The 12986-nt window shown below is 37.7% G+C and carries 14 protein-coding genes; 2 read left to right on the top strand and 12 right to left on the bottom strand.

From position 1 onward, the window contains the following. Positions 1-117: 117 nt before the first annotated feature. Positions 118-426 carry a hypothetical protein gene (locus GTH24_RS07260; RefSeq protein ID WP_072069881.1) on the top strand — a complete coding sequence of 103 codons (309 nt, stop codon included), beginning with the start codon at positions 118-120 and terminating at the stop codon, positions 424-426. Positions 427-523: 97 nt separating this feature from the next. On the opposite strand, the gene GTH24_RS07265 is transcribed toward GTH24_RS07260, so the two are convergent. The 8 genes from GTH24_RS07265 to rluE all read right to left on the bottom strand — a co-directional run bounded on the left by GTH24_RS07265 (position 524) and on the right by rluE (position 8501). Continuing rightward, positions 524-1645, bottom strand: coding sequence for a cupin domain-containing protein (locus GTH24_RS07265; RefSeq protein WP_072069880.1), 1122 nt, complete (start codon positions 1643-1645; stop codon positions 524-526). Between the two features lie 185 nt (positions 1646-1830). Further along, on the bottom strand, positions 1831-3294 hold the full coding sequence (phoQ, locus tag GTH24_RS07270; RefSeq protein ID WP_072069879.1) for a two-component system sensor histidine kinase PhoQ: 1464 nt from the start codon (positions 3292-3294) through the stop codon (positions 1831-1833). A 1-nt stretch (position 3295) separates the two neighbouring features. After that, a complete protein-coding gene (gene phoP / locus GTH24_RS07275) occupies positions 3296-3970 on the bottom strand; it encodes a two-component system response regulator PhoP (RefSeq protein WP_072069878.1) in 675 nt (224 codons plus the stop codon). A gap of 212 nt (positions 3971-4182) precedes the next feature. Beyond that, positions 4183-5553: an adenylosuccinate lyase gene (purB, locus tag GTH24_RS07280; protein WP_115349533.1), complete on the bottom strand. Its 1371-nt coding sequence runs from the start codon at positions 5551-5553 to the stop codon at positions 4183-4185. Between the two features lie 31 nt (positions 5554-5584). Then, positions 5585-6214, bottom strand: coding sequence for a high frequency lysogenization protein HflD (gene hflD / locus GTH24_RS07285; protein ID WP_072069876.1), 630 nt, complete (start codon positions 6212-6214; stop codon positions 5585-5587). A 2-nt stretch (positions 6215-6216) separates the two neighbouring features. After that, positions 6217-7320 carry a tRNA 2-thiouridine(34) synthase MnmA gene (mnmA, locus tag GTH24_RS07290; protein WP_164526156.1) on the bottom strand — a complete coding sequence of 368 codons (1104 nt, stop codon included), beginning with the start codon at positions 7318-7320 and terminating at the stop codon, positions 6217-6219. Positions 7321-7429: 109 nt separating this feature from the next. Continuing rightward, positions 7430-7879, bottom strand: coding sequence for an NUDIX hydrolase (locus GTH24_RS07295; protein WP_164526157.1), 450 nt, complete (start codon positions 7877-7879; stop codon positions 7430-7432). Then, a complete protein-coding gene (gene rluE / locus GTH24_RS07300; RefSeq protein WP_072069873.1) occupies positions 7872-8501 on the bottom strand; it encodes a 23S rRNA pseudouridine(2457) synthase RluE in 630 nt (209 codons plus the stop codon). The genes GTH24_RS07295 and rluE overlap by 8 nt, the downstream gene beginning before the upstream one ends. Positions 8502-8639: 138 nt before the next feature. On the opposite strand from rluE, the gene icd reads away from it, so the two are divergent. Beyond that, positions 8640-9893 carry an NADP-dependent isocitrate dehydrogenase gene (gene icd, locus GTH24_RS07305; protein ID WP_006537208.1) on the top strand — a complete coding sequence of 418 codons (1254 nt, stop codon included), beginning with the start codon at positions 8640-8642 and terminating at the stop codon, positions 9891-9893. A 131-nt stretch (positions 9894-10024) separates the two neighbouring features. Here icd and GTH24_RS07310 read toward each other — a convergent pair whose 3' ends face one another. The 4 genes from GTH24_RS07310 to GTH24_RS07325 form a co-directional block, all read right to left on the bottom strand. Then, entirely contained in the window at positions 10025-11158 is a 1134-nt protein-coding gene (locus tag GTH24_RS07310) for a site-specific integrase (protein WP_164526158.1), read from the bottom strand. Next, a complete protein-coding gene (locus GTH24_RS07315) occupies positions 11133-11384 on the bottom strand; it encodes an excisionase (RefSeq protein WP_017628380.1) in 252 nt (83 codons plus the stop codon). The genes GTH24_RS07310 and GTH24_RS07315 overlap by 26 nt, the downstream gene beginning before the upstream one ends. An 86-nt stretch (positions 11385-11470) precedes the next feature. Beyond that, positions 11471-11995, bottom strand: coding sequence for an HD family hydrolase (locus GTH24_RS07320; protein WP_135052057.1), 525 nt, complete (start codon positions 11993-11995; stop codon positions 11471-11473). A 278-nt stretch (positions 11996-12273) separates the two neighbouring features. Continuing rightward, the gene (locus GTH24_RS07325; protein ID WP_017628378.1) at positions 12274-12906 is read right to left on the bottom strand and encodes a LexA family protein; all 633 of its coding nucleotides are present in this window, start codon (positions 12904-12906) and stop codon (positions 12274-12276) included. Between the last annotated feature and the right edge of the window lie 80 nt (positions 12907-12986).

The raw sequence follows: 12986 nt of genomic DNA on the forward strand, positions 1-12986 counted from the left end.
CTAATCATGAGTTTTTTAAACTTAAAATATACGCTATTTTATCGTAATAGATTGATAAATTAGAATGTTCACATTTCATTTATAATTATTATAAAACGATACTATAAGGGTAGTAGAATGGATTCGATTTCAGAAAAATTAGTTGACCCCATAATTGAAAAACAAGTTAAATCAAATAAACAAAAAGAAAATTATATTAATAATGAAAGTGAATATTTAATCAAAAAGTCTGAAAAGCATTCATTTATTATTATTTTTAGTTATTTCGCTATCACTTTTATAATTTTATTTTCTTTATTTATTACAAATAGTAAGCACACTCTATTACTCTTTTTCTTACAAAGTGTTTTTTTTGTCTCAATTCCTTTTTTCTTTCATAATACAAGAGTGCTTTTAAAAGGATTTATAAATTATTTAATTCGCTGAGTTTTAAAATCAGAGATATTTCAAGATATTGAGTAATAAAAAAGCCCAATCATTAACATGGCTGGGCTTTAGAACTTATCATTATAATTAGTGATAATTAATCTTCAAAATACCAATAACCTTGATTCACTAACTGTGTTAATAAACGTACAAATTTTGGATCAGCTAATGCATCACCCAAGTGTTGTTTATTAATATAATCATATTGGCAAAGCGCATCTACCGCTTCTATATGATCAGTATCCATCAATTGGCCATTTACAAAACAGTTATCGCCAACTCGTAACGCACGAATACCATTTAAACGATGGAGTTGCTCACCTTGCTGCAGTAAATCGTGAATTTCTGCATTTTCATATAAAGGTTCTGGAACTGCGAGATCAAGTTCATGGCGAGATTGAGAAATAAATTCACCAAACCAATGACGGAATACTTCTGGTTGAGCAAGTAAATCTTCCATCATGTCATGAAGTTTATTTAACTCTTGATGTTGCACTAATGCTGGGTTTTCACGTGGTGTTAGGTCTGGGTCGCTATAACGATAGCTGCCTAAATCATTTGCTAACACATAGTCAGCGAAACCACTGAAAAGTTCACGAGCATTAGGCGCTCTGAAACCTACAGAGTAGTTTAGCGACTCTTCAATCGCATAGCCTTCATGTGGAAATCCAGGTGGGATATAAAGAATATCACCCGGTTCTAATTCTTCATCAATAATTGCTTCAAAAGGGTCAACTTGAAGTAAATCAGGGTGAGGGCAGTGTTGTTTCATCGGGATTTTTTCACCCACACGCCAGCGACGACGACCTTGTCCTTGAATAATAAAGACATCATATTGATCGAGGTGCGGGCCTACACCACCACCGGGAACAGAATAAGAGATCATTAAATCATCAATGCGCCAATCGGGTAATACGCGAAATGGCTTCATTAATGCCGCACTAGGAAAATGCCAGTGATCGACGGCTTGTACAAGTAAAGACCAGTCTTTATCACCAAGTCCTTCGAAGTGCTCAAAAGGCCCATGTTTGACTCCCCATTGTCCGTCTTGACAGCTAACAAGACGGCTATCCACTTCATCTTCCATTGCAAGACCAGCAAGTTCGTCAGGAGATAAAGGATCAACAAAACGTGAGAAGCCGTTTTTAATTAATAAAGGGCGTTTTTGCCAATGGCTTTCGAGAAATGATTGCCAATCTAAATTAAGTTTATAGTCCATTGTGTATATCCTGAATTCGGGAAGCCTGAAGTCATAGTATAATGAATTCCAACTTCCTGCTAAACATTACTTTGAGCAATGTGAGTAATAGCGAGTAACACTGTAATAACTGAGCAGATATCATACATAATTCAATATGTAGAGTAGGGGAGTTTGATAAAAAAGCATTTTTTTATTAAGAATGGTTATTCACGCTCAGTGGTAAGTTGCTGCTCAGCAAAGGTTACAGTGATACGAGCGCCACCTAAAGGACTATCGGTAATCGTAATTTTGCCACTGTATTGTTCAATAATATCTACCGCGATAGATAATCCTAAACCTTGCCCTGGTCGCAGCGTGTCTGCTCTTGTTCCTCGCTGGAAAATAATCTCTCTTTTTTCAGAGCTAACACCGGGGCCATCATCATCAACAATCATTATTACGCTGTTTTCATTATTACTTACGTTGATTTCAACAAACTCTAAGCAGTATTTACAAGCGTTATCCAGAATATTGCCCATCACTTCCATAAAATCATTTTTCTCACCTAACCACATAATTTCAGGTGAAACATTGAGTGTTAAATCAACGCCTTTTGACTGATAAACTTTACTTAATGCACTACAAAGATTGTCTAATAATCCTGATAGTGAATGGAGTTTTCGCGTGGTAATGTCGTGCTCACCATGAATAGATGCTCGATGCAGATAATAACCGACTTGTTGTGAAATTCGTTCTATTTGTTCAAGCATGATAGGTTCAGCTTGCTCTATCGTCATTTGCTTACCTGATCGTAAAGAGCGTAATGTTGATTGTAATACGGCGAGTGGCGTTTTTAAGCTGTGGGTAAGATCAGATAAACTTGTGCGATATTTACTATAACGGTTTCGTTCATTACGTAATAACACATTTAAATTTCTAACTAAGCCTTTTAACTCAGTTGGTGGGTTTTCATCCAAATCATTACGTGTACCTTTTTCTAATGCGCTGATTTGTTCTATCACTTGTTTTATAGGCCGTAAACTCCAGTGTGCAGCTAACCAAATTAAAGGCACAACTAAAAATAAATTAGCGAGAATAATATATAAAAACCAGTCCCAAACCTGACTGACTTTTTGCATGCGCTGAGGAATAGGATCGATAACCGCGATTGCCATATAAGGCATATTATCAGCCGCAGGATAATGATTAATTACTACGGAGTGAGTTAAAAATTCGTTACTTGAATATTCTTCGAGTCGTTTGAGATAAACACGGTATTGAGGCAACTGTTGTAGCATTAAACGAGTTGTTTTGATATCAACTGAAATTTCAAATAACCCTTCTTCATGGCGCCATTTATGCTTAATACTATTAGGAATGGCTTTAGGTAAATCAGAAGGTGTCCATAAGATATTACCTTTATCATCAAAAACGACCACCAGCGATGTATTGTTATTATTCAAATTTGTTGGAAATTCAATATTCAGCTTGCCTTTATTCCACTGCGCTAAACTGTAATAAAGATTACTTTGACTACGCATTAGCATAAAAGTGGTTTTATCTACACTGACAATAGAACCGACTATAGCAACCAACCCATAAGAGAGTGTAAGAGCTAAAATAATAGCACTCGTTGCAAGTAAAAATCGTGTTCGTAATGAGAGTGGAGAGCGCTGTTTTTTTTGCATATTAAGGTTTCATATCAAAACGGTAGCCTTGTCCACGTACTGTCACGACAACATCATCAGGGTATTTTTCTAAGATTTTTTTACGTAATCGCCCCATTAGTACATCAATAGTGTGACTTTCTTTTAATTCAGCATCTGGATACAACTGACGCATTAATGCATCTTTGCTAACAACTTTATTTTGATTGCGCATTAATGTTTCTAAGATCGTATATTCAAATGCTGTTAATTTGATTTGCTCGCCTGAAATCATGAACTCTTTACGTGATAAATCCAACTCAAAAGGCTCAATAGAGAGTATTTGTGATGCAATTCCCATGTTTCTTCGCATTAATGCCTGAATACGTGCAACAATTTCCTCAAAATGAAAAGGTTTTGTCACATAATCATCAGCGCCTGCATTTAATGCGGAGACTTTTTCTTGCCAACTTTCACGAGCGGTTAACACCATAATAGGTAACGTAATATTGTTTTCTCGCCATCTTCGAATAAGGCTAATGCCATCTTCATCAGGTAATCCTAAATCTACAATAGCAACATCGGGTGTACCTTCGGTTATAAAACTATCTGCTTCTTTGGCATCTTCTGCTGCGTCAACTTGATGGCCTGCATCACGAAACTGCACAGATAAGTGATGACGAAGTAAAATATTATCTTCAATAATTAAGATCCGCATTATTCCACCTTGAGTACAATCGGTAAAAATACACCGTTGTAAAATAAATATAGGACATGATAGTCAGTCTATTAGATAAAAATATAAGGTTATCATAGACAATCTATTGATTAAAAAATACTGTGGCCCGCAACGTGTTTAGGTTATAGATAGTTTTCTTCGTTTTTTGTTATAAAAAAAGGCAGAAATTATCTGCCTTTTCGTGTGATAAATTAGTTTAACTTATCAACAAACTGAGTTGCAAAACCAATATAACTTTCAGGTGTCATCGCTTTTAAGCGAGTTTTTTCATGCTCAGGCAATTCTAAACCGTCGATGAAAATAACCATATCTTGCTCAGTAATACGCTTACCACGAGTCAATTCTTTTAGTTTTTCATACGGTTTTTCAATGCCATAACGACGCATTACAGTTTGAATTGGCTCTGCTAACACTTCCCAGTTACAATCTAACTCTTCGCGAAGATGTTTTTCATTTACTTCAAGCTTATTAAGGCCTTTCATGGTTGATTGGTAAGCAATTAATGCATAACCAATACCCACACCTAAATTGCGCAGAACGGTTGAATCAGTTAAATCACGTTGCCAACGAGAAAGCGGTAATTTACTAGAAAGATGCCCCATAACGGCATTAGCTAACCCTAAGTTTCCTTCCGAGTTTTCAAAATCAATAGGGTTTACTTTATGTGGCATGGTCGATGAACCAATTTCCCCCGCAATAGTTTTTTGTTTGAAGTGATTCAGTGCGACATAACCCCAAATATCACGATCGAAATCGATCAAAATGGTATTGAAACGGCTAATACAATCAAAAAGTTCAGCAATATAATCATGCGGTTCAATTTGTGTTGTGTATGGGTTCCATGTAATACCCAATGAAGTTACAAATTCTTCACTAAATTGGTGCCAGTTTACTTCAGGATAAGCGGCTAAGTGGGCGTTATAGTTACCGACGGCACCATTAATTTTACCTAAAATCTCAACTTGCGTAAGTTGACGATATTGACGCTCCATACGGTAAGCCACGTTAGCAAACTCTTTACCCATTGTAGACGGGGTAGCAGGTTGACCATGAGTGCGAGAAAGAAGAGGTAAGTCACGGTATTCTTGCGCCATTTTACTAATTGTATCAATAAGTTCACGCCATGCAGGTAGCAGGATTTCTTGGCGGGCTGTTTCTAGCATAATGGCATGAGACAGATTATTAATATCTTCAGAAGTGCAAGCAAAGTGAATAAATTCAGAAACCTGATGTAAAGCAGGGATAGTCGCCACTTTTTCTTTTAAGAAATATTCTACGGCTTTTACATCGTGGTTAGTAGTGCGTTCGATAGATTTGATGCGTGCTGCATCTTCTTCATTAAAATTAGCAACAATTGTATCAAGGTAATCGTTTGCGTTTTTTTCAAAGGCGGGAACTTCTTTAATGTCGGTGCAAGATGCCAGCTTTTGCAGCCAGCGAACTTCTACCTGTACACGGAATTTCAGAAGACCGAATTCACTAAAAATAGAACGTAACGACGAAGTTTTACTACCGTAACGACCGTCAATCGGTGAAATCGCTGTCAGCGAAGATAATTCCATTGTTGGCAACTCCCAGGTTGAATTTAAAGTATTAACATTGAGCGAGAAAATCATCAGCTTGTCGGATGATCGTCTTTTGATGCAATAAAAAATCAAAACGACGACCACCAACTTGACGCCAGAGCACGGCACTACGGATACCCGTTAATAATAACGCTCTAACTTTAGCTTGAATAATTGGGTTTTTTAACAGTTCAATAGAGCCATGAACTTGAATGCGAGAGCCTACAGGGCTAACCGCATCAACATAAACTCCAGCGAGTGCATTAAATACACCTTCGGACATAGGTTCAAAATAGCTTTTTTGACGCTCTAATTGAGAAATTTTTTGTGATAAACGTGAACTATAATCATCATTTCGTCCGATTAAGCGTTCTAAGTTGATTAAACCTTGTTGATAAGTCATCAATTCTAGCGTTAACTTTTCTCTTCTTACTGCCTGATGAATAGCTTTCAGTGTTTGAAAGCCTAATTTTAAATGACTGATTTGATTGCCATAAACATCAAGTGTTGATGTTGGATTGAGATTAAAAATACTGTTAACCATCACTTCAACATCATTCTCGTTCGCACTACCTTGGTAAGCAATTTGCTGAACAAGACGACTTGCCTGGCAGACGCCTGCCAGTGCAAGTGTAATATCACGAAAATCTTTAGCCACGTCTACTCCTGAATACGGGTTTCAATGATACCGCCACCTAAACAGACTTCGTCTTGATAAAAGACGGCTGATTGCCCCGGCGTTACAGCAGCAACGGGATAATCAAAGCGGACTTCAATTTTATCTTCACTTAATGGCGTTACTGTACACGCAATATCAGGTTGGCGATATCGTGTTTTAACAGTACAGCGGAAAGCTTCAGTAATTGGCTCTCTCGATACCCAATGTAATTGTTGAGCAATTAAGCCGACAGACATTAATCTTGGATGTTCATGACCTTGCGCCACAACAAGAATGTTATTTTCAACATCTTTATCAACGACATACCAAGGATCATCTCCACCGTCTTTTGTTCCACCAATACCTAAACCTTTACGTTGACCTAATGTGTGATACATCAATCCTTGGTGTTCACCAATAGTTTCACCGTCAACTGTGATGATAGGACCAGGTTTAGCTGGGAGGTAACGTGATAAGAAATCGGTAAATTTACGCTCACCAATAAAACAAATACCCGTTGAATCTTTTTTCTTTGCTGTTGCTAAATCAAGCTTTTCAGCGATTTTTCTAACTTCAGGTTTTTCCATTTCACCAACAGGGAAAAGGCTTTGTGCGATTTGCTCGTGACTTAACGTGTATAAGAAATAGCTCTGGTCTTTGTTATTATCGACGCCACGAAGTAATTGGCTTTTGCCATTGGTATCACGACGGCGAACATAGTGACCTGTTGCGATATAATCAGCACCTAAATCTTCTGCCGCATATTCTAAAAATGCTTTAAATTTTATTTCTTTATTGCACAGAATATCGGGGTTTGGAGTGCGACCTGCTTTATATTCAGATAAAAAATGTTCAAAAACATTATCCCAATACTCAGCGGCAAAATTGATAGTATAAAGTTCAATGCCGAGTTTATCGCACACAGCTTGCGCATCGGCAAGATCCGTTGAAGCTGAACAATATTCTGTATCGTCGTCTTCTTCCCAGTTCTTCATAAACAGACCAACGACCTGATATCCCTGTTCCTTAAGAAGATAGGCTGAGACGGATGAATCTACGCCACCGGACATTCCTACGATGACTTTTTTTTGGCTGTTATCTGACATGACTGGATCTCACTGCGGAAAAATAAGCGCCATACTTTACCATATCACTGACACAGGTGCATCAAGTGTTGCTCTGTTTTTGATGCTTTGTTTTTCCATTCTCTGTCATTTAGTTAAAGGGCGCGCCAAAGCTAGTTAAAATAGAAAGAGGGTAACGTTCACCTTGTTGATAACATAACATGCTTTCTCTTACTAAAGGCGAACGTAATTGCTGGCTTTGGATAATTTCATCTGCGCTAACCCAGTGACAACAATTGATATCGCTATCATTAGGGTGAGTTTCAAATTGTTCTTGTGCTTCAATTAGAAAGAGAAAACGTAAAAAAGGGGTTTTATCAGGGGCAATCCATTGATGTAATTTAAGGAAATATTGAACAGGAAGTGTTAATCCTGTTTCTTCCGATAACTCACGTTGAACGGCTTGGATAAGTGTTTCATTGGCTTCAAGGTGCCCTGCAGGTTGATTCCACGTTGCTTTTCCATTGACAGTTTCTTCAACAACGAGAAACTTATTTTGCGCATGAACAATACACGCGACAGTCACATGAGGTTTAAACAAAATCAATCTCCTTCCATTCACCAGGTAATAAATTATCCAATGCAATATTTCCCATACTAAAGCGGATCAAGCGTAATGTAGGATAACCAATATGAGCCGTCATTCGTCTCACTTGACGGTTTTTACCTTCAAATAAGGTAATTTTTAGCCAAGTTGTGGGAATAGCTTGACGTTCTCTAATAGGCGGATTTCTCTCCCATAGCCATTCGGGTTGCTCAACTATTTCGACTTGTGCTGGCAATGTTTTACCATCTTTAAGTTCTAATCCTTCACGAAATTGCTGTAATGCTGTTGTGTCAGGAATGCCTTCAACTTGAGCATAGTAGGTTTTTCCTGTTTTTTTACCTGGTTGTGTTAATTTTGCTTGTAACTTCCCATCATTTGTTAAGACTAAAAGTCCTTCACTGTCTCTATCTAAACGTCCAGCTGCGTAAATGTCACGAATAGGAATAAAATCTTTTAGTGTTTTTCTGCCACTTTCATCGGTAAATTGGACTAGCACATCAAAGGGTTTATTAAAGATAACCACTTTGCGCTCACCTCTAGGGCGTACTGCTTTCTTCTGTGCTGATGGAGTATGGTATTTTTTCGACTTAGCGCTATTTTTAAATTGATTTGGCATAGTTAATTTTTGTAAAAAATGGGAGATTGATTATACCTTAAAAGAGAAGCGATTGGCGTTAGCTGAATAATCAAGTAGTATTGACAGGTCTCTTACAAAAAATTAACAAAGCGTGCGCTTACATGAAAGGAGAGGTAAATGGAAAGCAAAGTAGTTGTTCCGGCTAATGGCGCTAAAATTACACTAGATGCTAAAGGTAAGCTTGTTGTTCCAAATAATCCGGTTATCCCTTATATCGAAGGGGATGGTATCGGTATCGATGTCACGCCAGCAATGTTAAAAGTTGTTGATGCAGCAGTTGAGAAAGCTTACGGCAAAGAACGTAAGATTGAGTGGATGGAAGTCTACACCGGTGAGAAATCAACACAGGTATATGGTAAAGATGTTTGGTTACCAGAAGAAACCTTAGATCTTATCCGTGAATATCGTGTTTCTATTAAAGGTCCTCTTACTACCCCAGTTGGCGGTGGTATCCGTTCATTAAACGTTGCATTACGTCAACAACTCGACCTCTATATTTGCCTACGTCCAGTACGTTACTACAAAGGCACTCCAAGCCCAGTTAAACAACCTGAACTAACTGATATGGTTATCTTCCGTGAAAACTCAGAAGATATCTATGCAGGTATTGAATGGAAAGCGGGCTCAGCAGAAGCTGATAAAGTAATTAAATTCCTGCAAAATGAAATGGGTGTTACCAAAATCCGCTTCCCACAAGATTGTGGTATTGGTATCAAGCCTTGTTCAGAAGAAGGGACTAAGCGCTTAGTTCGTGCGGCGATTGAATACGCGATTGATAATGACCGTGATTCAGTCACTCTGGTACACAAAGGTAATATTATGAAATTTACCGAAGGTGCCTTTAAAGACTGGGGTTATGAATTAGCACGCGAAGAGTTTGGTGGTGAATTATTAGATGGTGGCCCTTGGGTTAAAATTAAAAATCCAAAATCAGGTAAAGAGATCATCGTTAAAGACGTTATCGCCGACGCATTCTTGCAACAGATCCTGTTACGCCCAGCAGAATATGATGTCATTGCATGTATGAACCTAAATGGTGACTATATTTCTGATGCATTAGCTGCGCAAGTTGGTGGTATCGGTATTGCACCAGGTGCAAATATTGGTGACGAGTGTGCGTTATTTGAAGCAACACACGGCACAGCACCTAAATATGCAGGTCAAGATAAAGTTAACCCAGGCTCAATTATCCTTTCCGCGGAAATGATGCTACGCCACATGGGGTGGACAGAAGCCGCTGACTTAATCATTAAAGGTATGGAAGGCGCGATTGCCGCTAAGACTGTAACTTATGATTTCGAACGTCAGTTAGAAGGCGCTAAACTGCTGAAATGTAGCGAGTTTGGTGACGCAATTATCAAACACATGTAATTGTTGTTTTGATAAATAGTTAACGGGAGCTTATTAGTTCCCGTTTATTTTTTGTACTATAAAATTCTTCCCCAAAATATCCCCAAAATATCCCCAAAATATCCCCAAAACTCTTCCCCAAAACTGTTCAATTAAACAGCAATAATTTGCCATTCTTTGCCTCTATCGTCGTGGTATTTATCAGTCATATTTTGTGTTTTATGACCCAATAATTTTTGTGTATTAATTCCTTGTTCTCGATAAAGTCGCTCAGATAAAGATCGTTGTTCATGGAAAGTAGGTGCCGTACCTTTTTCCCAAGTTAACCCACATTTATCTCGCGCTTTTTTAAACGTTGTGGTTAATGTATTTGGTGTGACTTGCTCGCCTCGTTTTGCTTGTGCGGTGGTATGCCGATAATGCACGAGATATTTACTCACAACCGCGTCACGACATTGAGCAACAACATCCCTTAAGGAGAGATTGATAGCTTCACATTTTAGCGAGAGAGGGATGGCTAACTTACTGCCTGTTTTCTCTTGCTGTATGTGTAACATGTCATCCCAAATATCAGAGAATTTCATTTTACAGATATCACCGATCCGCTGACCGGTGGTTACGGCGAGCAACATGCCACATTGCAAGTAAGGAGGGTGGTTCTTAGCTTGCTGGTAAATAGTCCGCCATTCTTCCAATGTCATGCGTTCTCTTTTCACTCTATTCCGTGGTTGTTTAGTTGCTTTCGCAGGATTGTAACCAGGAGGAACATAGCCAGCATGTTGAGCTTCTTTAAATACATCAATAAGCACCATGCGAACGACCTGAGCCATTCTTGAATGTCCTAATACTTTGATGGAATCTATTATTTCAGCAATATCTAAAGCGGTTATCTCTTTTAATATTTTCGTACCACAATACTGACGGAATAAATTAATAGGTTTCATTTTTTGTCGATAAGAATTAATTTTTAATTCACCGATATCTAATCTTTCTTTTTGAATATCTAAATATTTATCCATCCATATATCGACAGATATTTCAGACTTGTTTGTCTTAATTTTTGATAACCGTTCATTAATACTTAATAACTGTCGAGTATGTTGTTCTGCAATAATTGTATTGGCTTGAATGGCAGTTTCTCTCGCTTCCTGCTCGTCGGTGCCTAAGCTATGAAATTTACCGGTGATGGGATGTTTATATTGCCAATAAATCTTGCCGTTACGTTTATCTAGTTTCCTATATAGATTAGGAATGATAATTTTATGGGTTCGTGGTCGGGCAGCCATCTGTAATTATCCTCTTAAGTCGTTCCGTTGATTTAGTAGGAATTTGAGGGAGAGACAGATAGCCCACATAACGAGCTTCTCTATCAACCATCCACTTGCGGCCAACTTTCATTGCAGGTGGTGCAATAAGGTTATTCTTTGCGTATTTTTGTAATACCGTCATGCAAGGAGAGGCATCTCCAAATTCCAACCTTGCCCACGCTTCAAGAGTCACCATTCTTGACATATTTTCTCTCCATACTGCCGTATACAGTTTAAATAGACGTTAATTATGCTGGTGGTATTTATTTAAACTTTTTTAGAACTGTTTATTTAGCTCCTTTTATTTAATTCATTAAATCTACGTAAAAATAAAACTTTGGCTTGTAGTGGGGTTAATGGATTAACAATAAAATCACTCGTAGGAATACCTTCAAGCATTAGCCAATTGCTACCCACATCAATTTCTAAATCTCGTTTTTCAGTTGCTAACATCATTAAGTCGGCTAAATGCACGGCGTCTGATATAACGGGTGGCAAGTTATATTTTTGACGAATAACAGCATCAATGCTTTTTTCTATCTCCTTATATTCAGGTAATAGCTTTTTAAGTGGCGATGGTAGATCTTTTACATAGGCCTCACTGGCATCATGAAGTAAGGCTTCTAAAGCATATTCAGGCGCAACTAAATAGCTGACATATACTGAGTGTTGAGCAACAGAATAGAAATTATCAATCTGTCCATTAAAGCGACATTCATTAGCTAAACCCGTCGCAATGTCTTGAATATCTATATCTTCGATCCGTACATCGAGATAATAGAAGTGCTTATTCGTTGCTGTTGCAATATAAGACATTATTCTCTCCACATAATTTAAGTAATAAAGATCCCTCTCGAATTAATCGAGATTAAATTTCCCTGATGTTGGTTAATGGTAAATAAAGGCTTATTTTTTATGTTTCAATTATTGAACTTGATTATTGCTTACCTCAAGTTGTGGCGGTTTCTGCTGTTTTCTATGAAGTTGGCAAGACTCTTCATCTAATACTAAGTTTTGTTAGAATTAAATCTAATAAAACTTATATTTTATGTCAACACAAATCTAAGTAGATTTAGATTTGTGTGATGGTGAGATTACAATTCGTACTGAACACCCTTTACAACACCAACAATTTCACAATTGCCATTGATCGGGATGTTTGGATAGCGGGGATTGAGTGGAGATAGGTATTTATTAGGGCCATCAATAATTAATTTTTTAATTGTTACCTCGTCACTTCCTGTAAGACGAGCGACTACAATTTTGCCACTAATTGCCTCTGCTGCGGGATCAACAATAACTTTCGCACCTTCTGGAATAGAAGGCATACCCGAAGGATTAGTCATCGAATCACCTCTTACTGTAAGGGCAAAGCTTGAAGGTGATACCTTTAAAGAAGTTTCTAGATATTCCAACGTTTCATCATAAATCTCTGTTGCTAGGTATTCAGTGAATTTACCTGCTTGTACATATGACAAAACGGGAAGTTTTCTCATTGTTGTAATCACAGAAATATTTTCCTTCGATGATATGCCGTAAAGGATGTAAGACTCAGTTGTATTAAAAAACTGGGCAAGCTTTATTAGGGCATCGCCATTTGGCAAATTAAGATCTTTTTCCCAATAGCCAACCGCAACGCCCGATACGCCACAGTATTTCCCTAGTTCATTTTGTGTCGTCTTGGTTGTCTTACGAAGCTTTTTTATTCTGCTTCCAACAGTATCCATTTTTATTCCGAGGTTAGTTTTTAACTAAGTTATCTTAGTTTTTATTGATAAAAGAAAACTTATATTTTAATATCTAATAA

Origin of the sequence: Proteus vulgaris, from assembly GCF_011045815.1 — a bacterium.
GTDB lineage: Bacteria > Pseudomonadota > Gammaproteobacteria > Enterobacterales > Enterobacteriaceae > Proteus > Proteus vulgaris_B.

Coding starts and splice junctions, on each gene's coding strand:
- phoP (WP_072069878.1), bottom strand. CDS start 3,970: ATGCGGATCTTAATTATTGAAGATAATATTTTACTTCGTCATCACTTA.
- GTH24_RS07310 (WP_164526158.1), bottom strand. CDS start 11,158: ATGGCTGCCCGACCACGAACCCATAAAATTATCATTCCTAATCTATAT.
- mnmA (WP_164526156.1), bottom strand. CDS start 7,320: ATGTCAGATAACAGCCAAAAAAAAGTCATCGTAGGAATGTCCGGTGGC.
- GTH24_RS07265 (WP_072069880.1), bottom strand. CDS start 1,645: ATGGACTATAAACTTAATTTAGATTGGCAATCATTTCTCGAAAGCCAT.
- purB (WP_115349533.1), bottom strand. CDS start 5,553: ATGGAATTATCTTCGCTGACAGCGATTTCACCGATTGACGGTCGTTAC.
- GTH24_RS07315 (WP_017628380.1), bottom strand. CDS start 11,384: ATGTCAAGAATGGTGACTCTTGAAGCGTGGGCAAGGTTGGAATTTGGA.
- GTH24_RS07325 (WP_017628378.1), bottom strand. CDS start 12,906: ATGGATACTGTTGGAAGCAGAATAAAAAAGCTTCGTAAGACAACCAAG.
- icd (WP_006537208.1), top strand. CDS start 8,640: ATGGAAAGCAAAGTAGTTGTTCCGGCTAATGGCGCTAAAATTACACTA.
- GTH24_RS07320 (WP_135052057.1), bottom strand. CDS start 11,995: ATGTCTTATATTGCAACAGCAACGAATAAGCACTTCTATTATCTCGAT.
- GTH24_RS07260 (WP_072069881.1), top strand. CDS start 118: ATGGATTCGATTTCAGAAAAATTAGTTGACCCCATAATTGAAAAACAA.
- phoQ (WP_072069879.1), bottom strand. CDS start 3,294: ATGCAAAAAAAACAGCGCTCTCCACTCTCATTACGAACACGATTTTTA.
- rluE (WP_072069873.1), bottom strand. CDS start 8,501: ATGCCAAATCAATTTAAAAATAGCGCTAAGTCGAAAAAATACCATACT.